This is a genomic window from Streptomyces sp. NPDC059452, assembly GCF_042750035.1.
Taxonomy (GTDB): Bacteria; Actinomycetota; Actinomycetes; order Streptomycetales; family Streptomycetaceae; genus Streptomyces.
This window is the reverse complement of record NZ_JBHYVE010000006.1, coordinates 114,228-138,767: the sequence shown is the minus strand read 5'-3', so window position 1 is coordinate 138,767 and position 24,540 is coordinate 114,228. Positions and strand designations below refer to the sequence as shown.

Sequence of the window (24,540 nt, the reverse complement as noted above, 5' to 3'; positions counted from 1 at the left end):
ATCGCTCTGACCTGGGGAAACGTCCGTCGACAGGCTTGATTTCGGCGGGCCTTCCTCCTGTTCTTTCCTGCTGTTTCAGGGACTTTCAGGCCCCTGTTGGTCATGCGTTGGTCACGTGACCAACGCTCCTCCGAGGCGTCCGTCCCTGGTCGGGCGTCCCGGACCGCGCCACGGGGCTACGCCCAGTCTGCACGGGCGCATACGTGACCACGTACCGGGGGTGGCTGGGGCGGTCGGGGACCTGTTTATGCAAGGACACGCATAGTCGCGTTCACGCATAGACGCGTAGCGCCACCCCCTCTACTGTCGGTGGGCAGGCGGCCCAAACGGGGCCAGAGCAAGGGGGTTTGGCATGTCCGAACGTTCGGCACTCACCCGGCTCACGGGCAACGGCAACGGCGAGTGCGGAGAGAAGGACTGCCCGAACGTGTACCGCACGGCTTCCGGGTCGTTCGTGGTGCAGGGCGACATGTCCGACGCCTTCGCCCCGCCCTCCGGGGAAGGGCTCGTGGAAATCCCGGAGGCGGTTCTCAGGGAGGCGTTCCGTGCACTTGGATGGTGACGCGTGGAATGACTGCTTCGATTCCATGGAAAGTGAGGCGTGGCGGCTGGAGACGCTGCCCGCCTACACCATGCCCCAGGAAGCGGAGAAGCTGAAGCGCTTCCTCGCCGGGGAGAAATCCCCCGACGATTACACGTCGGGCTGGATGGACGAGGTTCGGCAATGGACCTCGGAAGGAAAGAGCGTCGGCAGGGTGCACGTCGTGACCCGCCCGCTCTCGGACTACCTTCGGTTCGAGTTCGAGTATTACTACCGGCACCACGTGAAGGTGGGCGAGGATATCCGCATCCTCGACCTCACCGACCGGGAGAACCCGGGACTTCCGGATCAGGATTTCTGGATGTTCGATGAGTCCAAGGTGGTCCTGATGAACTACCGTCCGGACGGGACGCAGATAAACCGGGAGCTGTACGAGGGTGATCCCGAACAGTACCGGCAGTGGAAGCGGATTGCCGTTGCCGAGTCGGTTCCATTCCTGGAGTACGTGAGCGGGTGACGTTCGATCCTGAGCAGATGGGCCAGCCTAAACAGGAACTGGCGGCCCTGCTGAAAGAACTACGCAAGCGAGCCGGCCTCACTGGGGACCGGCTCGCTCGGCGTTGCAACATGTCCCAATCGAAGATCAGTCGGATCGAGAATGGGAAAGCCCAACCGAGCCTGCTGGACCTGGAAAGAATCCTCCGAGCCGTCGTGGCTCCGCCCGAGGTCATCGAGGAGGTCATCGCCCTTGCGCGGCTGGCCAACACTGAATGGCAAGACCTGCGCTCGCTGCGTCGTAGAGGGCTGGAGAAGAAGCAGACGGAACTTGCAGCCCTCGAATCCTCATCTACGGAATTCCGCTTCTTCCTGCTCTCGATGATTACAGGACTGCTGTCAACCCCTGAGTACATCCGGGCCAGTCTTTCCCATTCCCCGGCCGATATCACTAAGACGGTCGCGAGGAAGCTGGAGCGACAGGAGGTTCTTTACGACACGAAGAAGCGGTTTACCTTCATTCTGACCGAGCAGGCTGTAAGGTGGCCGCTCCTGCCCCCGGCTGCGATGGCAATGCAGATTGACCGGCTGGCGTCGCTCACCCACCTTACGAACGTGAAGATCGGCGTTATCCCAATCGCGGGATACAAGCCCATGGCGCCTATGGACACCTTCACCATCTATGACAACACGCTGGCCACTGTGGAGAACACGACCGGTGTCGTGATCCTGAGAGATCCGAGAGACATCGAAATGCATCTCGAACTGTTCTCCACGCTGGATGGGTACGCGTTGTTCGGGGAGCAAGCGCGAGCGTTGTTGGCGGAGTGGTCTGCCGCTTGCCGTTCATGATCTTTAGTCCATGACGGGAAAGAACTACACAGCCCCCGCTTTCCGGGTCAATGATTTCCCCCATGGCGGCGACCGAGCGAGACGAAACGAGAAACCGCGACGGCGGACGCATGACCCTGCGGGTGTCATACGACGGCGGCCGGACGTACGGCCCGGTTCGTGAAGTGCAGGTGGACCCGCGCAACGCAGTGATCTTGGGTTCACCGACCAAGTACCCGCCCTGCGGGTGCCCTCGGTGTACGGGCCGCAGCTCGCCGTCTGTGAGTGATCTCCGTCCTGTCGCGGCGGAGCCGAAGACGGCGTGAGCCGTGGCCTGGGCCGCTGGGTGCTGCGCCACTTCGGCCGGTACGCGGGGCCGCTGTACCTGGCCATGATCCTCGGCGGCTGTGCCGTGGTTCTCGCCGGAGCCCTGGCGATCCGGTAACCGCCGGGCTCGCCGTTGGCCCCCTTTGCTTCCCGCCTGATCCCGGGCGGGAGTCCCCGAGAAGAGAGAGGTAGTCCGATGGTGGAAGAGAACACCAGTTCCGTGGCCCCCGAGGGGGGTGGCCTGCTCGTCGCGAAGCGGAAGATCGTGGCCGCGCGCACCCGTGCCGAGCAGGAGTCTGACGTCAGCAGTGGCCGTTCCGACGGCAACGACTGACGGGAGCGCCCACGTTGCTTGATGCAGCCTCGTGGGCGGGGCGTCTGGGCGGGGACAGGTTCCTCGCCCAGACGTACCACCGCTCATACGCGCACTTCCCCGGGGTCGCCGACACGGCGGGCTTGTTCTCCTGGGATGACCTGAATCGGATCATCGCCACGCAGCGGCTGGAGCCGCCCCGGCTGCGCCTGTCGGTCGACGGCGAGATGGTCCCACTCCACCGCTACGCGATCCCCACCACGAACCGCCGCGCGGTCACCTGGTCCCGCATCCAGCCGTCCGACTTCCACGCCCAGCTCAGGGACGGGGCGTCGCTGGTCCTTGACGCGGTGGAGAAGATCCACCCCGCCGTGGGGGCGGCTGCGGAGGCACTGGAACGCTTCCTCGGAACTTCCGTGCAGGCCAACGTGTACGCCTCGTGGACCGAGCGGGAGGGCTTCGGCCGGCACTGGGATGACCACGATGTGGTGGTGGTCCAACTGCACGGCTCGAAGCGGTGGCGCCTGTGGGGGATGACCCGTGAGGCGCCCACCTTCCGGGACGTGGAGTCGCCGGAGGAGCCGGAGGGCGACCCGATGGCGGATCTCGTTCTGTCCCCGGGTGACGTGCTCTACCTGCCGCGCGGTTGGTGGCACGCGGTCACCGCTGACCAGGGGACGGAATCCCTTCACCTGACGTTCGGCATGGTCCCGCACACGGGCGCTGACCTGATGCTGTGGGTCGTCGATCAGCTTCGGGCGTCCCTCGCGCTCCGCAGGGACATCCCGCGCTTCGGCTCGCTGGCGGAACAGTCGGACTTCACCGACGCGCTGCGCCATGAGGTGGCCGACATGATGGCGGACCCCCGCCTCGTGGAGCGGTGGGCAGAGTCGATCGACACGACGGACCTGGGTCACGCGATTCCGTCCCTGCCCTACGTGGACGGCCTCCCCGCACGGGGGGAGATCACGGTCAAGCTCACCACTCCGAGGGGCCGCCTGACGGCGAACCGCGAACAGGGCACGGTCACCTTCTCTGCGGCCGGTACGGCTTGGGACTTCGCCGAGTCCGCCGCGCCCGCGCTGGGCACGCTGCTGACCAACCAGCCGACCACGCTCGGCGAACTCGCCGACTCCGCCGGGCTTGAGGTCAAGGAGGTGGCCGAACTGGTCTCCGTCCTCATCGACGGCCACGCCGTCGCAGTCGTGGGGACGGCGCTGTGACCGCCGCGCTCTGCCTGGGGACATACCGCGTGCGTGCCGTCAGTCGGGCGGCACGCACCGCCCTGGCGGCCGGTAGTCCCTGGGTGGACACGGCACCCAACTACGCCCGTGGTCGGGCGCATGAGGAACTGCGCCCGGTTCTCGGGGAGTACCCGACCGTGCGGGTAGCCACGAAGACGGGGTTCTTCACAGCGGAGCAGGGCCGCACCGCCCTGGCTGAGGGCGTGCTCACCAGGGCAGAGGTGGCTGGTAGGCACAGCCTTGAGCGGGGCTTCGTCCGCTGGCAGACGGAGCGGTCGTTGGCCGCGCTCGGGCGCGTGGACCTGGTGTTCGTCCACAACCCCGAGCACCACGGGCACGGCCTTGACCGTGCCGTTCTGCACGGGCGCGTACGGGAAGCCTTCACGGCGCTGGAAGAGTCCGCCCGTGCGGACAGGATCGGCGGGTACGGCGTCGCTACCTGGTCGGGCCTGACCTCCGGAGCGTTCAGCGTCCCCGAGTTGCTCGCGCTCGCCCGGCAGGCGGCTGGTTCCGCCGAGCACCACTTCACGGGCTTGCAGATGCCCGTCAGCCTGATCATGGACGCCCCGATCACACAGGCCCTGAACGGCGGCGGACCCCTGGTGCAGGCGAAGGACGCGGGGCTGATCACGTTCGGCTCCACTCCGCTGCACGGGGGCGAACTCCTCGACGCCATGACACCCGAACTGGTGAACCTCATCCGCCCCGGCCTGTCGGCCGCAGCCGCTGCCCTGCTGGCCGCTGGCTCGTGCCCCGGCCTCGATGTCGTCCTCACCTCCGCGAGCACCCGCGAGCACTGGGACGATGTGGCCAAGGCTCTGGCTGCGCCACTGACGGCCCAGGAACTCAGGAGGGTGACGGATGAACTCGCCGGTGAATAAGGAGGTACAGGGCCTGATGGAGGCCGCCCACGACCGGGCGGCCAAGGCACTGGGCCTTACCTGCACGGGGCCGCTGGCGTGGGGCTTCCTCGGTGTCACCCTCGGACGCCGAGCGGAGGACCGGTGGCTACGGGTCAGTCGGACGGCGAAGAGGAACGCGGGCAGGAAGGCGGGGGAAGGCATCGTCGGCGCCTCGGAGCTGGTGCCTGACGGCGTGCCCCGCCCCTACCTGTACGCGGTGCATGACTGGACTGACGGCGAGTGGGCCTTCGAATCGGAAGTCCTGGACTACCTCACGCAACCCATCGTGTCCCCGGACCGGGCCGACATCGACCACGACCCGGGGTTGCCTGACGAGTGGTGGGCGGACCTCCGCCAAGCCCTGGCCCTCCTCGCTGAAGCGGAGGGAGTGAAGGCAACCGTGCGGGACGGATGGATCGAACGAGCCTTCCCCCAGTTCCTCGGCGTCCCTGCTCCCGCCAAGGTGGAGCGGGTGACCGGTCACGGCGACCTGCACTGGGGCAACCTCAGCGCCGCGCCCCTGTGCCTGCTGGACTGGGAGCGGTGGGGACGGGTGCCCTTCGGCTACGACGCGGGACTCCTCCACGCCAACAGCCTGCTTGTGCCCGACGTAGCCGCCCGCATCCGCAAGGAGTTCGCGCCGATCCTCGACACCCCGGCCGGCCGAATCGGGGAACTCGCGGCCCTGGCCGAGATGCTGCAAGCCGTAGCCCGTGGCTGGTATCCCGACCTTGCGCCCCGCCTGGTGGCCCGTGCAGAGGCGCTCACCGGGGTGCGCCCGCCCGTCCCGGTGCACTCGGAGGTGAGCGCCTGACTGCGCGCCCCTGTGCGCCTGTCTCAGGCGCTCTCACCGATGTGCCGGTACAAGGTGGCCCGGGAGATTCCCAGCGCCTTGGCAATGGCCGTGACGCTCTCTCCCTTGGCGTGCCGAGCACGGGCTACGGCTAGCTTGTCGTCGTCCACGACGGAGGGGCGTCCACCGTGGTTGCCCTTGCGGGCCGCAGTGTCCAGCCCCTCCAACGTCTTTTCCCGGATGCCTTCCCGCTCCACCTCTGCGGCCACGGCCAGGACGGCGAACACGATGGCTCCCGCCCCGTTCGGGTCGTACACGCCTTGCAAGGGACCGGAGAGGAGTTCCAGTTGGATGCCGTCCTTCTGGAGCGTGGACGAGAGGGTCATGAGTTCTGCCGCGTTGCGGGCAAGGCGCTTCATCTCCACCACGGTGAGGATCACCGGTTGGTCCGGGGCTGCGGCCTTGAACTCCCGTGCGAGAGTGAGCGCCTTTTCCAGTTCCGGCCGCTCCTTCACGCGGGTACTGATCTTCTCGGAGAAGACGCGAGCGCAGTCGGCACGGGCGAGCATGTCCAACTGGCTCTGTAGTTCCTGCCCAACCGTGCTGCACCTGGCATAGCCCAGTCGTATCGCTGCGCCCGGCACGGCTTCAGCCACCACAGGCACGGGCTCACCCTGCACCCACCGCTTACCGGGGTTGCGGTCGGCCGGGGTCTTCACGGTGAGTTCCGCTTTGAGTGAGGGCACGAGGGCGAAGCGGCCCGCGTGGTAGTTCGCTGCCACCTTGCCCGCTCCCGTACGGCAGGGGCTACCGGCGGGGGCTTCGCACTTCGGGCAGGGATGACGCTCGACCTGATCGGCCGGGGTGTTCGTGGTCATGGCAAGACCGTCTCATAAACGTGTCTCAAAAGCGAGTCGCGAGATGGATCTTTTGAGACGGGTTTCGAGACGATGAAGTGAGGGTGAAACGGACACCACCCAAGGGCGGTCAGACCGTCTCACTATCGAAGGTTATTGAGACGCCTTTTCGCGATCACTCTCCGCGTTGCCCGTGGTCCCGGTGCTCATGTTCGACAGGGCAACGGCGAAGGGAAGGCTCACGATGTACCACGGCGACGGCGAAGCAGACAGCCAAGGCGTACGAGGCGAAGGCGAAGGGGTGGGGGTATGACCCCCTGAACACGGAGGCCGCGACCGCCATGTCTTAGCAGCTCAGATTCCGCCACGGTTCCAGACCTCGTCAGGGCAGCGGCGAAGATAGGCAGTGGCGGAGAAGTGGCAGGCGGGGGCGCTGTGCCTGGCCTGGCCGGCGCTCGGAGCCTGCACAAGAATGAAGCCCTTCGAGGGCTTGGCGTAAGTGGCTTCGCTCTGTGGCCGCGTAAGCGGCCCACGCCCTTGTCGTACGTCGAAGGGGCTTCGCGCTATGGGGGCGCGGCAGCGCCCCACCTGGCTAGCTTCCTGGTCTTCCTGATGTCGGCCCCCTTCGGGGCCGCCTTGTCGAAGCGGCTTTCGGCTGTGCGGCCGGAGGCCGCGACTACTGCTTGCCTCTTCGCCGCTGAACGTACGTAAGTGTCTTCGTCCTGTCGGCCCCGAGAGGGGCCCAGGCTCGTACGGCTTGGAGCCTACTGAGATAGATAAAGAGGAGACGAGCGTTTCCCCTGGTCAAGGCGTATGCCGCGACACGCGGGGCGTGGCCCTCCGCCACGCCTGACGTGTACGTTTCGGGAGTTTGTACACGTGGCGCGTGTCGGCCCGCGTGGGCGAGTGCTCAGGCCACGTGTATCCAAGGGCTGGCGTCGCCGTGCACGCTGCACCTGCGGCCCCCTCGGCCGCCCTTCTGAAAGTGGTGATGGGGCAGGGTGAGGCATCGGGCGGTTGAGTCGTACCCGATGAGGCTGAGCGCCTTGGCTCGGCCGACCGCGTTCGTGACGCTCTGCCTGGACGGGATGACCCCGTCATCACCCGCGAGGATTCCGGCCAGCTCGCCCATGCGGAACTCGGCGTGACCTATCTGGTTCGCCCTCCACAGGGCGGCGAAGTAGACGCGGTAGGTCAGCGGGTGCCGATCATCCCTGGCCATGCATTCGCATTGCGCCTGAGAGAGGCCGCCCCACTCGATGCCGGGTCCAAAGTCGATGCGCACTGAGTGGTGATCCTTCCTGTGCGGCGTGGTGGGCGCCGGAGTCGGTGGTTCGCATGTGCTCCCTTCTGGTAGGCACGGCCAGCCGTTGGGCTGGCTTGGGGTTGGTTTCAGGTCAGGCGGCTTCCCGACAGTCCCGTTCGATCCAGCGGTCTACGTCGGCGGGTCGGAAGCGGAGGTGTCCGCCGATCTTGCGGGCGGGGATGTTGAGTGCTCGGTGGTTGTTGTAGACCCACGCGGGCGTCACGCCCAGGTACTCGGCAAGGTCGGCGACGCTCATCAGGCGGGCATTCTGCAAAGGACGGCTCCTCTGTCGACGGAAGGAACGGCTCCTCCCACGGGCTGCCCATCCTGCGCTATCAGTCTGGTTCAGTCAAAGCCGGATGCGTCACGCCCTGACTTGCCTGATGCGGTTGGGTTCCGTACGTTGTCGCTCATGACGAACACCAACGATCACGAGGGCAGCGTTGCGCCTCGTGCGGGCGTCGAACAGGTACAGCGCATCGGGGCATGGAAGGTCACCATGTGGCTTCCGCTCGACTCCACCTCGGGCAACCCCCGCGAAATCCGGATCGAGCCGCACGAGGACGGGGACCTGCAAGAGGTGGCGCGCGGCATCACCAGCACGGTCCTGCGGCAGATCGACACAGCCTCGTTCGCGGAGGAGGTGGGGTCGCTGGCAGAGCTGGCCCACTCAGGGCAACAGGCGGTCGAGAACTTCCGGCGTGAGCTGGCCGGCCTGCCCAAGGGGGTGTCGGACGAGTACCTCGCCGTGCTCTCCGCCCTGTACGTGCGCTTCGTGAACGCCGGGCGCCGTGCACCCGCCCAAGACCTTGAGCTGTGGACGGGGACGAAGCAGGCCACGTTGAAGGGCCACCTCCGGGCGGCACGTCAGCGCGGCTTCCTGACCAAGGTCGAGGGCAAGGCGGGCGGGCAGCTCACAGACAAGGCGGTCGAAACGCTGAGGGGGATCAATGTCGAACAGGTACGACAGCCGTAACGGCTGGGACAGAGGGGGGAAGTAGCCGGGTGGCAAAGCGCGGCAACGGGCTCGGTGGGACTCCGGTGGAGATCCCGCGCACGGGCCGACCGAACACCTGGGGCGTGCGTACGCCCCTGCACTTCAACCCGGCGACGGGCAAGAGGGAGCGCTACTGGATAGGCCGGGAGTACAAGAACAAGACCGAGGCGGAACGGGCGCTTCGCAAGTGGCACACCGACCACGAGGCAGGCACCCTCACACCCCGCTCCGACATGACCATGGGACAGCTCATGGACGGATGGCTTGCCAAGCACCGGGGCGAGGACACCACGAAGGAGGGGTACGAGCCGAAGATCCGGCTGCACATCAAGCCGCACATAGGCAAGGTCAAGGTGGTGGAGGTGACGGACGAGCGGCTGGACGAGCTGTACCGGCTCTTGGAGAGCACGCCCATCGAGGCGAACGGGAACAAGCCGCTCGGCCCCAAGAGCGTCCGCCACATCCACAACATCATCTCGGCCGCGCTGGACTCGGTGACCGGACCGAGGAAGCTCCTCGCGGTCAACCCGGCCCACACCGCCAACCCGCCCACGGAGCGGCAGATCAAGGCGGCACAGCCGGACTTCCCCACCCTCAACGATCACGAGACGACGCACTTCCTCAAAGAGGTATGGAAGCCGTGCGGCAACCGGGCCTGTGACGACGGACTGGCTCACCACTGCCTTCGGGACGCCCCGCTGTGGACCGCCTACGCGGCCACCTCGTGCCGCCGCAGTGAAGTGCTGGGGTGGAAGTGGTCGCTCATCCACTGGGATGAGTGCGCCATCGAACTGGCCTGGGTCGTGGTCGAGGAAGGCAACACCTACCGGCTGCGGAAGCTGACCAAGGACGGAGACGACAACGCGATCATCTACGTAGACCAAGGTCTGATGAACGTCCTGAAGTGGCAGAAGGAACGCCAGGATGCGGAGCGGGAACGCCTCGGGGATCTCTGGGTGGACCATGACCTCGTGTTCGCCCGTGACGGCTTCAAGCTGTACCGGGGCGAGGCAGGCGGACCACAGGACCCCGAGAAGGTGTCGGCCCGCTGGCGGACGGCACGCAACCGTCTGCACCTGCCGGACAACTTCCGGCTGCACGACTGGCGGGCATCGAAGATCACGAACGATCTCGACAACTACGAGAACCCGGTAGAGGTCTCGGCCAACGCCCGGCACCACTCGCCGGGCTACACCATGGCGCGGTACGGCAGGCGTCGCGCCGAAGGAGCGAAGAAGCTGGCCGCTTCCAGCGCTGCCCGCATCGGCCTGTCATCCCTGGTCTGACCAGGAGATTCGCTCGGCTGTTGGTCACGTGGTTGGTCACGCCACAGCCGGAGAAACAGAAAAACCCCAGATGAACTGGGGTCTCTGCTGGTGTCCGAGGGGGGACTTGAACCCCCACGCCCGATAAAGGGCACTAGCACCTCAAGCTAGCGCGTCTGCCATTCCGCCACCCGGACAAGGTGTCTGTCGTTCGCGGTGTGTTCCCCGCGGCGACATGGAAAACAATACCAGGGGTTCGACGCGCCTTTCACCTGCATATCCGGTGGTCAGGGCTACCTTCGCGTCCATGAGTGATCGCGGCTACCGCCGGCCCCGTCCGCTGTCTCCCCTGCGCGAGCATCTGCGCGACACGTTCTGGTTCGCCCCGACGCTGGGGCTCGTCTCCGTGTTCGTGCTGTGGCTGGCCGCTTCCGAGATCGACGAGGAGATCGTCGCGTTCTTCCAGCGGGAGGAGGCGTACGACGAGCTCGGCACCCTGATCTCCTTCGCCCAGGACACGAAGACGATCGTCACCCAGATCAGCTCGGCGATGATGACGTTCATCGGTGTGGTGTTCAGCATCTCGCTGGTCGCCGTGCAGATGGCCAGCGGGCAGCTCACCCCCCGGGTGGTGCGGATCTTCGTCCGCAGCCGGATCAGCAAGCTCACGCTGACGGTGTTCCTCGCGACGTTCCTCTTCTCGCTGCTGGTCCTGGCCTCGTACGAGGGTGAGACCGACCCGCGCCGGGTGGTCTCGGTCCCCCTGTTGCAGAGCCTGCTCACGCTGGTGCTCGTCGGGCTGAGCCTGCTGCTGTTCATCATCTACGTGAGCTCGACGCTGCGGCTCATGCAGGTCGGGCCGGTCGTCGACCGGATCGCGCGTGACTCGTTCCGGGTGCTCGGCCGGATGCCCAGGGGGCCGGGCGGGCCCGAGGGGCTGGGGCCGGAGACCGGGCGGGTGGTGCACGAGGGGCGGGCCGGGGTGCTGCGGGACGTGAACACGGCGCGGCTGGTCCGGGCCGCCCGGCGGCAGGACGTCGTCCTGCGGCTCATCCCCCGGATCGGGGACTTCGTGGTGCCCGGGACCCCGGTGCTCGCCGTCCACGGCGGCGCCGTACCGCCACGTCACCGGCTCCGGTACACCGTCTCCGTCGGGGTGGAGCGCACCCTGCACCAGGATCTGGCGTTCGGGTTGCGTCAGCTTTCGGACATCGCGCTGCGGGCCCTGTCCACGTCCGTGAACGATCCGACGACCGCCGTCCAGTGCCTGGACCGGATCGTGCAGTTCCTCGCGGCCGTGGTGCGCCTGCCGCTCGGTACCGTCCACCACCGGGACCGGTCCGGCCGGGTGCGGTTGGTGCAGGAGGGGCCGACCTGGGACGACCTGGTGGATCTCGCCTTCGAGGAGATCCGGTGGTGTGTGGCGGGCAGCCCTCAGGTGTCGCGCCGACTGCTGGCGGGGCTGGACGATCTGCTGCTGCTCACGCCGGAGGAGCGGAAGCCGTCGCTGGTACGTCACCGGGCGCTGCTCGTCCAGGCCGTGGAGCGGAACGTGCCGGTGGCCGCCGACCGGGAGTTCGCCCTGCTGCCGGACCGGCAGGGCATCGGGTAGCCCCCCCCGGCCGGTCCGGCATGGGCGGCGCGCGTCAGTCGCCGCAGCGGCCCGTCCGGAGGGAATGCAGGTGCTCGCTGGACTTCCGGGCGAAGGCGAGCGAGTCCACCGGGTTGTCGTGCTCGGCCTGCCAGTGGTGGTAGGTCCGGCCGTGGTGGGTCCGGTTGGTCACCTTCGACAGGAACGTCCTGTAGTCGATGTCCCCGTCACCGACGTCCGACATGCGGTAGCCGTCACGCGTCGTGTCGTCGCGGACACCGTCCTTGACGTGGAAGAGGGGGTAGCGGTCCGGGTACTTGAGGACGTACTTCAGCGGGTCGAGCGGGGCCCGGGTGCCGTCCACCCGCTTCGAGAAGCGGAACTGGGCGCAGTACGCCCAGTAGATGTCCAGCTCCAGGTAGACCAGGTCCGGGTCGGTCTCGGCGAGCAGGACGTCGTAGAGGCGCACCTTCGGCCTGTCGGTGGCGAAGGAGAACTCCTCGGCGTGGTTGTGCTGGTAGAACTTCATGCCTCGCTTACGGGCGGCGGCCCCGTACCTGTTGAAGTCGTCGGCCGCCCGCTTCCAGCCGTCCACGGTGGAGCCGTAGCGGAAGGGACCCGAGGCCGTGCCGATGTGCTTGAGGCCGAGCGCCTGGGCGTCGTCCAGGACCTTCTCCAAGTTCTGGGCGAAGGTGTAGGCGCCGGGGTTGTTGTCGTCGTAGTAGCCGACGTGGCTGCCGATCGGGTTGAGGCCGTGGTCCCTGGCCAGCCGCTTGAGCTGGGCCAGGGTGATGGGACCGGCCGAGCCCTGGGTGTAGCCCGCGAACTCGATCTCGTCGTAGCCGTACTTCTCCAGCTCGGTGAAGACGGGGCCGAAACCGAGCGTGGAGACCTGGTCGCGGAGGCTGTAGAGCTGGATGCCGAGGCGGCCGGGGGGCAGGACGGGCTTCCCCTTGCCCTTGCCGTGGCCATGCCCGTGGTCGTGTCCGTGACCGGGGCCCTTGCCGGTGCTCTGGGCGTGGTCCCGGGCGGCGGCCTGGGCGCTCGCGGTGCCGATGATCGTGGCGGCGGTGGCTCCGGCGGCGACGCCGAGGATGTTGCGGCGGCTCAGTCTGCGGGCGAGTTCGGTGTCCTTGGAGGTGCGGCTCATGTTCGGGTATCTCCCTTGCTGACCTGACGGGACGTGGGGTGTGTGGTGCGGTGCCGGGTGCGTGACGGGGATTGTCAGTGCAGTCCGGCAAGCTGGAGGAGCAGGGACTTCACTTCGGTGGCCCTGACCCGGCCGGTGAACGCGTGGGGGGTGGAGCAGAGGATGAGCGGACCTTCGTCGTCGCTCGACGGAAGGCGGCCGTGGCTGCCGCGAATAGGTGAGGGGTCCAGGGGGACGACCGCCATGCGGTAGCGCAGGCCGAGCTTCTTGCGGGCGACCGCCGAGACGGCCTTCAGCCGTACGTAGGGGTCCTCGGGGTCCATGAAGAGCTCGACGGGGTCGTAGCCGGGCTTGCGGTGGATCTCGACGAGCTGGGCGAAATCGGGGGCGCGGGCGTCGTCGAGCCAGTAGTAGTACGTGAACCAGGCGTCCTTCTCCGCCACGGCGACCAGCTCGCCGGAGCGGGGGTGGTCCAGTTGGTGCGCCTTCTTGCCCTCGTCGTCCAGGAGCTGGTCGATGCCGGGCAGGTCGGCCAGTGCCGCCCGGGTCGCCGCAAGGTTCTCGGGACGGCGTACGTAGATGTGGGCGAGCTGGTGGTCGGCCACGGCGAAAGCGCGGGAGGCCATGGTGTCGAGGTACTCCATGCCGTCCTGCGTGTGCACCTCCAGCAACCCCGCCCGGCGCAGCGCCCGGTTGATGTCGACGGGGCGGCTCACGCGGGTGATGCCGTACTCGGAGAGCGCGACGACGGTACGGCCTTCGGCACGGGCGTCGGCCAGCAGCGGGGCGATCGCCCGGTCGAGGTCGGCGGCGGCCCGGTGGGAGCGGGGGTCGTCGGGGCCGTAGCGCTGGAGGTCGTAGTCCAGGTGGGGCAGGTAGCAGAGCGCGAGGTCGGGGGTGCGGGTGGCGATGATGTGGCGGGTGGCGTCGATGATCCACTGAGAGGAGACCAGGTCGGCTCCGGGGCCCCAGAAGTGGAAGAGGGGGAACGTGCCCAGTTTCCCGGTCAGTTCGTCGTGCAGGGCGGGGGGCCGGGTGTAGCAGTCGGGTTCCTTGCGGCCGTCGGCGTAGTAGACGGGGCGTGGGGTGACGGTCCAGTCGGTGTCGGCGCCCATCGCGTACCACCAGCAGATGTTGGCGACGGTGTAGCCGGGGTGGGCGCGGCGGGCCGCGTCCCAGAGCTTGTCGCCCTCGACGAGCCCGTTGTGCTGGCGCCACAGCAGGACGTCCCCGAGCTCGCGGAAGTACCAGCCGTTGGCGACGATGCCGTGCTCGGCGGGCATGGTGCCGGTGAGGAAGGTGGACTGGGCTGCGCACGTGACGGCGGGCAGCACGGTGGAGAGGGGGGCCTGCGCGCCCTGTTTCCCGAGCGCCGTGAGGTTCGGCATGTGGGCGAGGAGCTGCGGGGTGAGGCCGACGACGTCGAGGACGAGGAGGGGGGTGGGGCCCCCGGTCCCCTGTGCGGTTTCCGTTCCGGGTTCGGGCGCGCTCATGGCAGCTCCTTGAGGCCGAGGTCGACCAGGAGGTCCCGGGCGAGGGTGAGTTCGGCGGCGATGCCGTCGGCGAGCTGGGTGCGGGTGCGGGAACGCAGTTCGGCGGGGAGCGCCTGCCAGGTGTACGTCTCCACCTCCAGGTGCCGGGTCAGCGGCACCGGCCCCCCGACGAGCCGGGCGAGCGTGGTGCGGAGCACGGGGAGCGTGGAGGTGAGCGGGGGCGCGGGCGGCGCGTGCAGCGGTACGTGGAAGTGGGCGCGCCAGGGCGTGGAGTCCGGGAGCGCCCCGCCCGCGACGGCCTCGTCCAGGTCGTCGGTGCCGCGCAGCCCGGCGGCGGTGCGCGTGCGGGTCTGGTGGAGGAAGCGTGGTTCGGCGAAGGCGGCGAGCGCGGTACGGACCTCGGGCAGGTGGGGGTGTTCGGCGTGCAGGGCGGCGGAGAGCTGGGACTTGACCACCGGGATGCCCGCTGCGGTCAGGGCGTCGAGCGCGGTGTCCGGGTCCTCGAAGGAGGTGGCGAGGTGGCAGGTGTCGACGCAGATGCCGATCCGCTCGTGGCCGATGTCGGCGAGCGGGGCGATGGCGTCGGCGGTGGTCTCCACGGTGCAGCCCGGCTCCGGTTCGAGGCCGATCCGGATCGACTTGCCGGTGAGTTCGGCGAGGGCGTCCAGGCGCTGGGCGAGCGTGGTGAGGGCGGCGCGTGCGGTGCGGGCGGCCCCGGGGTCGGTGGCGTAGGGGGTGCGCCAGGCCAGCGGGAGGGTGGAGATGGTGCCCTCGGTGACGTCGTCGGGGAGCAGTGCGGCGAGCAGCCGGGCGAGGTCGGTGGTGTGGGCGAGGCGGTCGGGTTCGGTCCAGTCCGGCCGGTAGACCCGGTACTTGACCTCGTCGGCGCCGAACCCCTCGTACGGGAAGCCGTTGAGGGTGACCACTTCGAGGCCCCGGCCGTCGAGTTCGGCGCGTAGTGCGCGGAGTTCGGCGGGGTCGTTGATGAGGGCGCGGGCGGCGTCCCGGGCGAGCCAGAGGCCGATGCCGAGCCGGTCCCGGCCGAGGCGGCGGCGGACCGGTTCGCAGTGGTCGCGGAGCTGGGCGCGGACGCCGTCCAGCGTCTCGGCGGGGTGGACGTTGGTGCAGTAGGAGAGGTGGACCGTGGAACCGTCCGGGTGGCGGAAGCGCATGGCCTCTACTCCCCGCCGCGCAGGATGGAGTTGCCCTCGTGGAGGGCGTCGGGGGCCGGGACGTCCAGGTGGAGGCGGCCGCTCTGTCCGTAGAAGGCGACGGGGTTGCGCCACAGCACCTGGTCGACGTCGTCCTCGGTGAATCCGGCCTTCAGCATCGCGTCGGCGACCTTGCGGGTCTTGAGCGGGTCGCTCCTTCCCCAATCGGCGGCGGAGTTGACGAGGATCCTCTCGGTGCCGTGGTTCTTGAGGATGGTGACCATCCGGTCCTCGTCCATCTTGGTGTCGGGGTAGACGGAGAACCCGGCCCAGCAGCCGCTGTCAGTGGCGGCCTTTACGGTTGTCTCGTTGAGGTGGTCGAGCAGGACGTGCTCCGGGGGGAGGTGCGATGCGCGGATGACGTCGATGGTGCGGTGGAGACCGGCGAGCTTGTCGCGGTGCGGGGTGTGGACGAGGGCGGGCAGCCCGTGGTCGGCGGCGAGCTGGAGCTGGGCGGCGAGGGCGTGGTCCTCGGCCGGGGTCATGAAGTCGTAGCCGATCTCGCCGACGGCGACGACGGAGTCCTTGACGAGGTAGCGGGGCAGGGCGTCCAGGACGGGGGTGCAGCGGGGGTCGTTCGCCTCCTTGGGGTTGAGGGCGAGCGTGCAGTGGTGGGCTATGCCGTATTGGGAGGCGCGGAAGGGCTCCCAGCCGAGGAGGGCGTCGAAGTAGTCGAAGAAGCTGGCGGGCGAGGTGCGGGGCTGGCCGAGCCAGAAGGAGGGTTCGACGAGGGCGCGGACGCCCGCGTCGTACATCGCCTGATAGTCGTCCGTGGTCCTGGACGTCATATGGATATGGGGGTCGAAGATGCGCATCAGGACTCCTCCGTGGGGGCGGCAGGGGTGGCGAGGGCAAGACCGAGGACGGTGCGCAGGTCGGCCGGGACGTCGCGGCCGGCGGCGGTCCGCTCGGCGGCGAAGTCGCGCAGCATCCGCGCGAGTTCGGCGTCTCCCCGGGCCCTCTCGCCGAGCCGGGCGACGGCCTCCACCGGCACCCCGGTGAACAGGCACTTCAGTACGGCGTGACGCCAGGCGTGCGGGTCCAGGTGCGCTGCGGCGTACGGGCCGACGGCGGCGGACACCAGCCGGGTGTCGTTGGCACGCAGGGCGTCCTCGACGAGCGGGAGGGCCGTGGAGCCGAGGTCGAGGCGGTGCAGGGTGAGCAGGACGGCTCGACGTTCGGCGGCGGTGCCCTGTTCGTAGAGCCGGGTGACGGTGGGCAGCGGGGCGCGGGCCTCGATGAGCAGGAGGGAGCGTACGGAGTCGGCGTGGACCGGACCGCAGTGCCGGCCGGCGGTGGCGTAGCGGAGTTCCCAGGGAGGGGAGGTGTACGGGGAGTGGGGCACGGCGGCCCCGATGCCGTCGGTGTCATCGGTGGGCGCGTTTCCGGCCGGTGCGGTCTCGTGGGCCGTTTCGTGTGTGGTCTCGCGTGCGGTTTCGTGTGTGGTCTCGCGGGCCGTTGCGTCGTGCGCGGCCTCGGCCAGGGCCTCGTCGAGCCAGGCGCGGGCGGCTCCGCCGAGTTCGGCGTCGAGTTCCTTGCGGGACTTCAGCACGGTGCTCCCCCCTTGGGGGTCATGGCCCCGCGCAGGAAGGCGATGGAGGTGCGGGCGAGTTCGGGGCCCGCGTGCGAGTGGCGGGGCAGTTCGACGACGGTGAGGCCCTGGTAGTCGGCGGCGGCGAGAGCGGCGAGCACGGGCGGGAAGTGGATCTCCCCGTCGCCGAACGGAAGGTGCTCGTGGACGCCGCGCCGCATGTCCTCGATCTGGACGTGGCGGAGCCAGGGGGCGGAGTCCTGGACGCACTGCACGGGCGGTGCCTCCTCCAGGCACTGGCAGTGGCCGATGTCGAGCGTGAGGCCGAGGGGTGGCGGGTCACCGAGGAGGGCACGGAGGTGGTGGAAGTCGGCGAGGGTGGCGAGGAGGTGACCGGGTTCGGGCTCGATGGCGAGGGGGATGCCCGAGCGGTCGGCGGCGTCGAGTACAGGGGTGATCGCTTCGGTCAGCCGCTTCCAGGCGGTGTCCGCCGAGGTGCCCGGCGGGGTGATGCCGCTGAAGCAGTGGACGGCGTGCGCGCCGAGTTCGGCGGCCACGTCCACGGCCCGGACGAGCAGCGCGGTGCGCGCGGCCCGGGCATCGGGGTCCGGGTCGAGGAGGGAGGGACCGTGCTTGCGGCGCGGGTCCAGGACATAGCGGGCGCCGGTCTCGACGGTGACCCGGAGCCCGAGGGAGGTGAGCCGGAGGCCGACCCGACGGGTGCGTTCGGCGAGGTCCGGGGCGAGGGGGTCCAGGTGCATATGGTCGAGCGTCAGCCCGACGCCCTCGTACCCGAGGTCGGCGAGGAGCCCGAGGGCGTCGTCGAGGCGGAGGTCGGTGAGCCCGTTGGTGCCGTAACCGAGGTGGAGGGTCATGTGGGGCTCACCTTCCGGGCGAGGGCGCGGGCGAGGGGGACGAGTGCCATGACGGCAAGACCGGAGCCGGGCGCTCCGGCCCGGGCGGCGAGCGCGGCCTGGAGCGGGATCATGGCCCGGATGCCCCCGCCGACCGCACGCTGGGTCAGGGGCGGGGACGGGTTGAGTGCGGCGCGCAGGAGGGGTGGCCCTGCGGTACGGAGGTAGGCGCCGGTGAAGGCGGTGAGGAGGAGGGAGGTGCCGTGGTGGGGGTGGGCCGGTCCGTATGCCGTCTGCAAGGTGGGGGCGGGGGCCTGGCGGGGGTGGTGCTCCCCCGGGCCGGTCGCAGTGAGGGCAGAAGCGCCGGGGCCGGTCGCGGCGGCCCTGCGGCTGGCGAGGCCGGGGGTGGAAAACCCAAGTCCGGCGTGCCCAAGTGCGGCAGGCCATGGTCCGGCAAGCCCGGGGCTGACGTGCCCGGGACCGGCGTGCCCAGGACCGGCGTGCCCAGGACCGGCGTGCCCAGGACCGGCGTGCCCGGGACCGGCGTGCCCAGGACCGGCGTGCCCGGGACCGACGGGAGCTGGCTGCCCGATACGGCGTCCCCCATGTGTCGCGAGCACCGCCGCGCCCAGCGCCGCCGTCGTGGCGAGGACCGCGAGCGGTACGGCGGTGGATCCACCCTGTGCCTCGTGGCGGGATACGGCGGTGACGCCGTAGGTGTGCGCCCCGAGCACCACAGCGGCGGGGAGGGCGGGGAGCACGGCGGCCAGGGCGGCAACGACGCCGAGCGCGGGCCCGGAGGCTCCGGCAACGTTGTCCGGCCCGAAGTCTGCTGCAGGGCCGACGCCCAGGGAAGGCGTGGCGGGTCCGATGGGCGGTACGGCCCCGACACCCACGGGGAACGTGGTGGCCCCGGCGGTCGGTACGGCCCCGACGCCCACGGGAAGCGCGGCGGTCGGTACGGCCCCGACCCGCGTCGGAGGCGTGGCGCGGGGCCCCGGGCCCGGCCCCGTACCGGCATACGCCGACGCCGTGGCCATGGCCGTGCCCCTCTCCCCCACCGCCCCCGTCACCGTCGCCGTCGCCGTCGCTCCCAGCAGCAGGTCCAGGGCGCGGGCCGTAGCCATCGCTGCCGGGCCTGCCTTCGTGTGCTTCAGGTGGAGGTCGTAGGCCCAGACCGTGGCTGCCAGGGCCGTGGCGACCGTCAGGGCCGGACGGCCGGACCGGGCCGCGAGGGTCAGGCCCGCTGCCGTCAGGACCCCGGCCGCGCCCAGGGCGGCGGGCGGGCTGATGCGGCCCGAGGGGATCGGGCGGTGCGGGCGGTCGACGGCGTCCTCCTCGCGGTCCGCCCAGTCGTTGAGCGCCATCCCGGCCTCGTACAGGCAGAGCGAGGCGCCGATCGCGAGCGCGGTGCCACGGCCGGGGCTGCGGCCCACCGCCGCGGCCCCGGCCAGTGCGTCCCCCGGCACGGAGAACAGCGCGGAGACCCGGAACAGTTCGGTCCAGGCCCGCACCGTGTCCCCTCTCCCGCGCCCGGGGGACGTTGGGCGCCTGCCCGGTGCGGGCGCAGTCCCACCCGTACCGGACAGGCTGTCTTCGGGGGCACGGCCCTGGGCCCGGACGGGCGCCCGCAGGCCCACCCCGAGCGCCGACAGGGCCCGCAGCCGCCGCCTCATGCCACGCCCCGCAGCCGATCGGCGAAGGCCAGCAAGGTGGCGTACTGCTCGGCGAGCGCGGCCGAGGTGCCGCCGTCCGGGTCCTTGAAGTAGAAGCCCAGCTCCGGCCGGGGGCCGCTGAGTCCCGCCTCGTGCGAGCGGGCGAGCAGCCGAGCCAGGTCCAGGACGAGCGGGGCGGCGAGGGCCGAGTCGCAGCCCTGCCAGATGGTCTGGAGGACCATCCGGGAGCCGAGGAAGCCGTCGAAGGCGATGTGGTCCCAGGCCGTCTTCCAGTCCCCCATCGCCGGTACGTCGTCGATGTGGACCTCCCCCTCGGGAGCCGTACCGAACGTGTCGGCGAGGACGCGTTCCTTGCCCGCGTTCTTGGCGGCGGCCGCCCCCGGGTCAGCCAGCGCCGCCCCGTCCCCGCCGCCCAGCAGGTTCGACCCGGACCAGGCCCGTACGGGCAGGGCACGCTGGAGGAACATCGGGGCGAGCACGGAGCGGAGCAGCGTCTGGCCGGTCTTGCCGTCGCGTCCGGCGTGAGGAAGTCCGCAGACGGCGACGGTGTCGGCCAGGGCGGGGGCGCGCAGGCCCGTGGAGGGGGTGAAGTCGACGTAGGAGCAGCCTGCGCGGAGTGCGGCGGCCGCGTAGAGGGAGCTGGCGGGGAGTCGCGGGTCGTCGGGGCCGGGGGCCGGTTCCGTGGAGGAGACGTTGATGACGACCGTGCGGGCCAGCTCGTGGCGGCGGGCGAAATCGGTGAGGTCGGCGGCGAACGCGGCGATGAGTTCCCCGTCGGTGCGGGTGTCGCCGGGGAGCGGTCCGCCGGGGCGGATCTCGGCGTCGGCCGCGTCGAGTTCGGCGCGTACGGCGGTGGGAAGGCGGTACGGCAGGACGCCGCCCTCGGCGAGCGCCTCGGCCCGTTTGGCGAGCGGGCAGTCCAGGGTGTCGTGGCCGCCGAAGACCAGCGAGGTCAGGGGCGGCAGGCCGCTGTCGGCGAAGGGCGGTGTCTCGGTGACCATGCCGGTGGGCGGATGGAGGCCCGCCGCGACGGCCGCGCACCCCGCGGTGGCGGTGGTGGCGACGGAGCCGCGTGCTCCGATGAACCAGACGCCCGTGCGGTGGCCCGGGCTGTCGGCTCCTCCACGGCGTGAACTCTGCGTAGGCGTACGGCCTTCACGATCGGCATGTGCGGTCACGGGCTGCCTCCCTGGGGGATGAGGGGGTGGAGGACGGCGGGCGGGGGAAGGTGCGAGCGCTTCCCCCGCCCGTCGTCGGCAGAGGTGGCCGCCCTACGTCGAGGGCAGCTCCTTCAGTTGGATGTTGCGGAAGGACACATGGTCGTCGGGTCCGTGGTTCTGGAGGCCGATGTAGCCGTCCTTGAGGCTGCGGGCCGGGTCGGTGTTGGTGAAGTCGTTGATCTTCGTTCCGTTGAGGAAGACCCGCAGGCGTTCGCCCTGGACCTTGATCTCGTAGCTGTTCCACTCGCCCGGCGGCCGCAGGACGCGGTCACGGGCCTCGATGTCGGCCGACTGGAAGCCGTAGACGGCGCCCGTGGTGCGGTCGGCGGCATCGGTGGCGTCGATCTGGATCTCGTAGCCGTTGTTCACCGCCGACCAGGGGTCGTCGGACTCCGGGAAGCCCACGAAGACACCGGAGTTGTCGTCACCGGCCATCTTCCAGTCGAGCTTGAGCGAGTACGCCTTCAGCTCCTTGGCCTGGTACGTGAGCAGGCCCATGCCGCCCTCGGAGTGCAGGGCGCCGTCGCTGATGGAGAAGTTGCCGGGACCGGCCTGCTTCCAGCCCTCCGACGTCTTGCCGTTGAAGAGGGGCCGGTAGCCCTTGTCCGGCTCGCAGTCGGCCTCGACCTGGCCGGTGGCGTAACGCAGTCCGCCCGACACATGCTGGCGGAAGGCCGGTTCGGCGTAGGACTCCTTGGTGTGGCCGAGGCCGGTGTAGAAGGAGCGGCCGCCCTGGTAGCTCTGGCACCAGGAGATCGGGTGGTCGCCCTTCATGTTGCCGCCGCTGTAGGTGGTTTCGTCGAGAGTGGCCAACACCTTCGCCTTGTCACGGGGGTTGGTGCGGTAGTTGTACCACTCGTCGGTGCGCTCCCACTCCTCGTCCAGGTGCGCGGTGGCCGGATGGTCGTGGTCCTCGACGCGGACGGTGGCGGGCTGGATGTGCGGGTGCGAGTCGAAGTAGGCGCCGACGAGGCCGCCGTAGAACTCCCAGTCGTACTCGGTGTCGGCGGCCGCGTGGATGCCGACGTAACCGCCGCCGTTGGCCACGTACTCCTCGAACGCCTTCTGCTGTTCGGCGTCGAGGACGTCACCGGTGGTGGAGAGGAAGGCGACGGCGTCGTAGCGGGCGAGGTTGGCGGCGGTGAACTCATCGGCGGACTCGGTCGAGTCGACGGTGATGTCGGTGTCCTCGCCGATCTCCTTCAGTGCGGCGATGCCGTCCGGGATGGAGTCGTGGCGGAAGCCGGCGGTCTTGGAGAAGACCAGGACGCGCTTGGCGTTCTCGGCGACCGGGCTGCCGAGGAGTTCGAAGTCGTCGACGTCGTAGAGCGCACCGTCGCCGCCCTTGAAGACGAGGAAGAGATCCGTCTGCTCCGTCGGCGCCCCCTGGAGCGGGATGTCGATGTCCTGGAAGGTGTCCCAGCTGCCGGTCACCGGGACGGGGCCCGAGCCGAGGAGCGGGCCGGTGGGCGATCCGGTGCGTACTTCGAGGAAGCCGCCCGAACCGGCCGACGAGATCCGGGCGGTGAGCTTGGTGGTGCCGCCCAGGACGTAGGTCCTGAAGGAGATCCAGTCGTCGTTGTGGATGTCACCGACGGTCTTGCCGCCGTGTGCGCTGCTCTTGCTGGGCGTGGTGACGCCGGAGGAGTCGTCGAAGTGCTCGGCCTGCCGGTGCCTGGGCTGGAGGCGCGCCTGGTCCCTGCCGGTCAGCTTGGCCTGGCCGCCACCGCCGTTGTCGGTGTAGGAGGCCGAAATACCGCCGTAGATATTGGCGTTGGGGTCATGGCCGCCCTCCATGGCGGTCTTGATCGTGCCCTCGCAGCCGTGCTCGGTGGTGATGTCGTGGCCGTGACTGTCATGGCCCAGGGTGAACTTGACCTCGACCTTGGTGCAGTCGATGGTCCCGTCCTCCGGATCGCTGACGTTCACCTCGAACGGCACGGAGTCACCGAACTCGAAGAGCTGCCCGTCCTCGGGGAGCACCAGCTCGACGGTCGGGGCGGTGTTGCCGACCGTGATGTGGACGCTGGCAGAACCGGTGCGGCCGGTCGGGTCCTCGGCGGTGAGGGTGGCGGTGTAGGTGCCGTTCTCCGTGTACGTGTGCGTGAGGTCGGCGGCCGTGGAGGTTCCGCCGTCACCGAAGTCCCAGGCGTACGTGAGCGGGTCGCCGTCACCGTCCTCGGTGCCCGCCGAGGAGAACGTCACCTCCAGGGGCGCGATGCCGGACGTCTTGTCGGCCGAGGCCTCGGCGATGGGTGAGCGGCCTCCGGTGGCGTTCTCGATGCGGTAGAGCGCGGAGTTCTCGTCGCCGCCGAACCAGGCGAGTCCGTAGTCCAGGACGTAGAGCGCCCCATCGGGACCGAAGGCCATGTCCATGATCTGCGTACCGGACCACGGCACGTCGTTGATGGACTGGACGGCACCGTCGGCGTCCTGCTCGATGCGCTTGATCCACCGGCGGCCGAACTCTCCGGCGAAGAAGTCGCCGTCGTAGGCCTCGGGGAACTTGACCGGGGAGTCGAGGTCGGCGTCGTAGCGGTAGACCGGTCCGCCCATCGGGGACTCGGAGCCGCTGCCGAACTCGGGCAGCGAGCCGCCGTCGTACGGGATCCAGGCGGCCTCGGCGGGCGGCAGGTCGACGAGGCCGGTGTTGTGCGGCGACTCGTTCTTGAGGCCCGCGCAGTCGAAGGCGGCGCCGGAGGATTTGGTGGCGAAGTCGTAGTCGATGTACGGCTCGTTCTCGCCGACGCAGTACGGCCAGCCGAAGTTGCCCGCCTTCGTCACCCGGGCGAACTCGACCTGGCCCGAGGGCCCGCGCTTCGGGTCGGCCGAACCGGCGTCGGGGCCGTAGTCGCCGACGTACAGGATGCCGGTGGCCTGGTCGACGGAGAAGCGGAAGGGGTTGCGGAAGCCCATCGCGTAGATCTCGGGGCGGGTCCTGTCCGTCCCGGGTGCGAAGAGGTTGCCCTCGGGGACGGTGTACGAGCCGTCCTCGGCGACCTTGATGCGCAGGATCTTGCCGCGCAGGTCGTTGGTGTTGCCGGAGGTGCGCTGGGCGTCGAACGCCGGGTTGCGGTCCGGGCGTTCGTCGATCGGGGTGTACCCGTCCGAGGCGAAGGGGTTGGTGTCGTCGCCCGTGGAGAGGTAGAGGTTCCCGTCCTTGTCGAAGTCGATGTCACCGCCGACGTGGCAGCAGATGCCGCGCGAGGTGGGGACGTCCAGAACCTTCTTCTCGCTGGCGGTGTCGAGCGTGCCGTCCTCGTTCAGGACGAAGCGGGAGAGCCGGTTGACGCCGTCGAACTTCGCGAAGTCGGCGGCGGTCCCGGTCTCGGGTGCGTCGCCCGGCGGGGTGTCCAACGGGGGTGCGTAGAAGAGGTAGATGGCCCGGTTGTCGGCGAAGTCCGGGTCGACGCCGACGCCTTGGAGCCCTTCCTCGTCGTGCGTGTACACGGGGAGGGTGCCGGAGATCTTGGTGTTGCCGGCGCTGTCGGTGATCCGCAGCTCGCCGCCGCGCGAGGTGTGCAGGACGCTGCGGTCGGGGAGGACGGCCAGCGACATGGGCTCGCCGGTCTCCTCGACGCCCTTGGCGAGGGTGACCTGCTGGAAGTCCTCCGCCACGGGCGCCTCGTGCCCGGGGTGGCCCGGGTGGGCGGTGGCTCCGGGGGCGGAGCCGAGGGTCAGGGTCGCGGCGGCGAGGAGTCCGCCGGTGAACAGTGCCAGCGATTTACGGACGCGGGTCCGGGCCAGGAGCCGCTTTCTGGTTCGGTGCACGAAGGTCCTCCGGAGAGTGCCGGTTGTACGGGCGGGTGGGGCCGTGCCGTGCCGCGCGGGGACTGCCGCGCGTGCGTCACCGGAGACGGGGAGTGACCCCGGTGACGCGAGTCATGTCGTGTACACGCTGAGGACGGTAGACCTGTTCGTCTGGGACGGAAAGCCCTTGTGC

Annotated in this window: 23 protein-coding genes and 1 tRNA gene; 11 read left to right on the top strand and 13 right to left on the bottom strand. The window is 69.6% G+C overall.

Features of this window, described 5'->3' with window-relative positions; all coding sequences use genetic code 11:
• Positions 1-352: 352 nt before the first annotated feature.
• The 8 genes from ACFW9Z_RS11345 (at position 353) to ACFW9Z_RS11310 (ending at position 5,467) form a co-directional block, all read left to right on the top strand.
• The gene (locus ACFW9Z_RS11345) at positions 353-562 is read left to right on the top strand and encodes a hypothetical protein (protein WP_384637869.1); all 210 of its coding nucleotides are present in this window, start codon (positions 353-355) and stop codon (positions 560-562) included.
• Positions 546-1,058: a DUF6879 family protein gene (locus ACFW9Z_RS11340; protein ID WP_384637867.1), complete on the top strand. Its 513-nt coding sequence runs from the start codon at positions 546-548 to the stop codon at positions 1,056-1,058. The genes ACFW9Z_RS11345 and ACFW9Z_RS11340 overlap by 17 nt, the downstream gene beginning before the upstream one ends.
• Positions 1,055-1,888: a helix-turn-helix domain-containing protein gene (locus ACFW9Z_RS11335; protein WP_384637864.1), complete on the top strand. Its 834-nt coding sequence runs from the start codon at positions 1,055-1,057 to the stop codon at positions 1,886-1,888. The genes ACFW9Z_RS11340 and ACFW9Z_RS11335 overlap by 4 nt, the downstream gene beginning before the upstream one ends.
• A 301-nt stretch (positions 1,889-2,189) precedes the next feature.
• Positions 2,190-2,312, top strand: a complete 123-nt coding sequence (locus tag ACFW9Z_RS11330; RefSeq protein WP_356149245.1) for a hypothetical protein — start codon at positions 2,190-2,192, stop codon at positions 2,310-2,312.
• Between the two features lie 78 nt (positions 2,313-2,390).
• The gene (locus ACFW9Z_RS11325; protein WP_281207503.1) at positions 2,391-2,528 is read left to right on the top strand and encodes a hypothetical protein; all 138 of its coding nucleotides are present in this window, start codon (positions 2,391-2,393) and stop codon (positions 2,526-2,528) included.
• Between the two features lie 14 nt (positions 2,529-2,542).
• A complete protein-coding gene (locus ACFW9Z_RS11320) occupies positions 2,543-3,730 on the top strand; it encodes a cupin domain-containing protein (protein WP_384637861.1) in 1,188 nt (395 codons plus the stop codon).
• A complete protein-coding gene (locus tag ACFW9Z_RS11315; protein ID WP_384637859.1) occupies positions 3,727-4,632 on the top strand; it encodes an aldo/keto reductase in 906 nt (301 codons plus the stop codon). The genes ACFW9Z_RS11320 and ACFW9Z_RS11315 overlap by 4 nt, the downstream gene beginning before the upstream one ends.
• Positions 4,625-5,467, top strand: coding sequence for a hypothetical protein (locus ACFW9Z_RS11310; RefSeq protein WP_384637856.1), 843 nt, complete (start codon positions 4,625-4,627; stop codon positions 5,465-5,467). The genes ACFW9Z_RS11315 and ACFW9Z_RS11310 overlap by 8 nt, the downstream gene beginning before the upstream one ends.
• Before the next feature lie 23 nt (positions 5,468-5,490).
• Here ACFW9Z_RS11310 and ACFW9Z_RS11305 read toward each other — a convergent pair whose 3' ends face one another.
• The 3 genes from ACFW9Z_RS11305 to ACFW9Z_RS11295 form a co-directional block, all read right to left on the bottom strand.
• A complete protein-coding gene (locus ACFW9Z_RS11305) occupies positions 5,491-6,324 on the bottom strand; it encodes a recombinase family protein (RefSeq protein ID WP_384637854.1) in 834 nt (277 codons plus the stop codon).
• 889 nt (positions 6,325-7,213) lie between these two features.
• Positions 7,214-7,588, bottom strand: coding sequence for a hypothetical protein (locus ACFW9Z_RS11300; RefSeq protein ID WP_384637851.1), 375 nt, complete (start codon positions 7,586-7,588; stop codon positions 7,214-7,216).
• Between the two features lie 112 nt (positions 7,589-7,700).
• Positions 7,701-7,865, bottom strand: a complete 165-nt coding sequence (locus tag ACFW9Z_RS11295) for a helix-turn-helix domain-containing protein (RefSeq protein ID WP_384637849.1) — start codon at positions 7,863-7,865, stop codon at positions 7,701-7,703.
• 156 nt (positions 7,866-8,021) lie between these two features.
• On the opposite strand from ACFW9Z_RS11295, the gene ACFW9Z_RS11290 reads away from it, so the two are divergent.
• Positions 8,022-8,585, top strand: coding sequence for a hypothetical protein (locus ACFW9Z_RS11290; RefSeq protein ID WP_384637846.1), 564 nt, complete (start codon positions 8,022-8,024; stop codon positions 8,583-8,585).
• Between the two features lie 29 nt (positions 8,586-8,614).
• The gene (locus ACFW9Z_RS11285; protein WP_384637843.1) at positions 8,615-9,892 is read left to right on the top strand and encodes a tyrosine-type recombinase/integrase; all 1,278 of its coding nucleotides are present in this window, start codon (positions 8,615-8,617) and stop codon (positions 9,890-9,892) included.
• Between the two features lie 88 nt (positions 9,893-9,980).
• Here ACFW9Z_RS11285 and ACFW9Z_RS11280 read toward each other — a convergent pair.
• Positions 9,981-10,068 (bottom strand) — tRNA-Leu (locus tag ACFW9Z_RS11280).
• A 110-nt stretch (positions 10,069-10,178) separates the two neighbouring features.
• Between ACFW9Z_RS11280 and ACFW9Z_RS11275 the strand changes: the two genes are divergently transcribed.
• The gene (locus ACFW9Z_RS11275; RefSeq protein WP_384637841.1) at positions 10,179-11,483 is read left to right on the top strand and encodes a DUF2254 domain-containing protein; all 1,305 of its coding nucleotides are present in this window, start codon (positions 10,179-10,181) and stop codon (positions 11,481-11,483) included.
• A 34-nt stretch (positions 11,484-11,517) separates the two neighbouring features.
• On the opposite strand, the gene ACFW9Z_RS11270 is transcribed toward ACFW9Z_RS11275, so the two are convergent.
• The 9 genes from ACFW9Z_RS11270 to ACFW9Z_RS11230 form a co-directional block, all read right to left on the bottom strand.
• Positions 11,518-12,612: a sugar phosphate isomerase/epimerase family protein gene (locus ACFW9Z_RS11270; protein WP_384637839.1), complete on the bottom strand. Its 1,095-nt coding sequence runs from the start codon at positions 12,610-12,612 to the stop codon at positions 11,518-11,520.
• Positions 12,613-12,686: 74 nt separating this feature from the next.
• A complete protein-coding gene (locus tag ACFW9Z_RS11265; RefSeq protein WP_384637836.1) occupies positions 12,687-14,105 on the bottom strand; it encodes an alkaline phosphatase family protein in 1,419 nt (472 codons plus the stop codon).
• A complete protein-coding gene (gene eboE / locus ACFW9Z_RS11260) occupies positions 14,102-15,277 on the bottom strand; it encodes a metabolite traffic protein EboE (RefSeq protein ID WP_384637833.1) in 1,176 nt (391 codons plus the stop codon). The genes ACFW9Z_RS11265 and eboE overlap by 4 nt, the downstream gene beginning before the upstream one ends.
• Positions 15,278-15,282: 5 nt before the next feature.
• Positions 15,283-16,131 carry a TatD family hydrolase gene (locus ACFW9Z_RS11255; RefSeq protein WP_384637831.1) on the bottom strand — a complete coding sequence of 283 codons (849 nt, stop codon included), beginning with the start codon at positions 16,129-16,131 and terminating at the stop codon, positions 15,283-15,285.
• The gene (locus ACFW9Z_RS11250; RefSeq protein ID WP_384637828.1) at positions 16,131-16,868 is read right to left on the bottom strand and encodes an EboA domain-containing protein; all 738 of its coding nucleotides are present in this window, start codon (positions 16,866-16,868) and stop codon (positions 16,131-16,133) included. Before ACFW9Z_RS11250 ends, ACFW9Z_RS11255 begins: the two co-directional genes overlap by 1 nt.
• On the bottom strand, positions 16,862-17,722 hold the full coding sequence (locus tag ACFW9Z_RS11245) for a sugar phosphate isomerase/epimerase family protein (RefSeq protein ID WP_384637825.1): 861 nt from the start codon (positions 17,720-17,722) through the stop codon (positions 16,862-16,864). The genes ACFW9Z_RS11250 and ACFW9Z_RS11245 overlap by 7 nt, the downstream gene beginning before the upstream one ends.
• On the bottom strand, positions 17,719-19,377 hold the full coding sequence (locus ACFW9Z_RS11240) for a UbiA family prenyltransferase (RefSeq protein ID WP_384637823.1): 1,659 nt from the start codon (positions 19,375-19,377) through the stop codon (positions 17,719-17,721). The genes ACFW9Z_RS11245 and ACFW9Z_RS11240 overlap by 4 nt, the downstream gene beginning before the upstream one ends.
• Positions 19,374-20,555, bottom strand: a complete 1,182-nt coding sequence (locus ACFW9Z_RS11235) for an inositol-3-phosphate synthase (protein ID WP_384637820.1) — start codon at positions 20,553-20,555, stop codon at positions 19,374-19,376. Before ACFW9Z_RS11235 ends, ACFW9Z_RS11240 begins: the two co-directional genes overlap by 4 nt.
• A gap of 93 nt (positions 20,556-20,648) precedes the next feature.
• Positions 20,649-24,368, bottom strand: coding sequence for a ThuA domain-containing protein (locus tag ACFW9Z_RS11230; protein ID WP_384637817.1), 3,720 nt, complete (start codon positions 24,366-24,368; stop codon positions 20,649-20,651).
• Between the last annotated feature and the right edge of the window lie 172 nt (positions 24,369-24,540).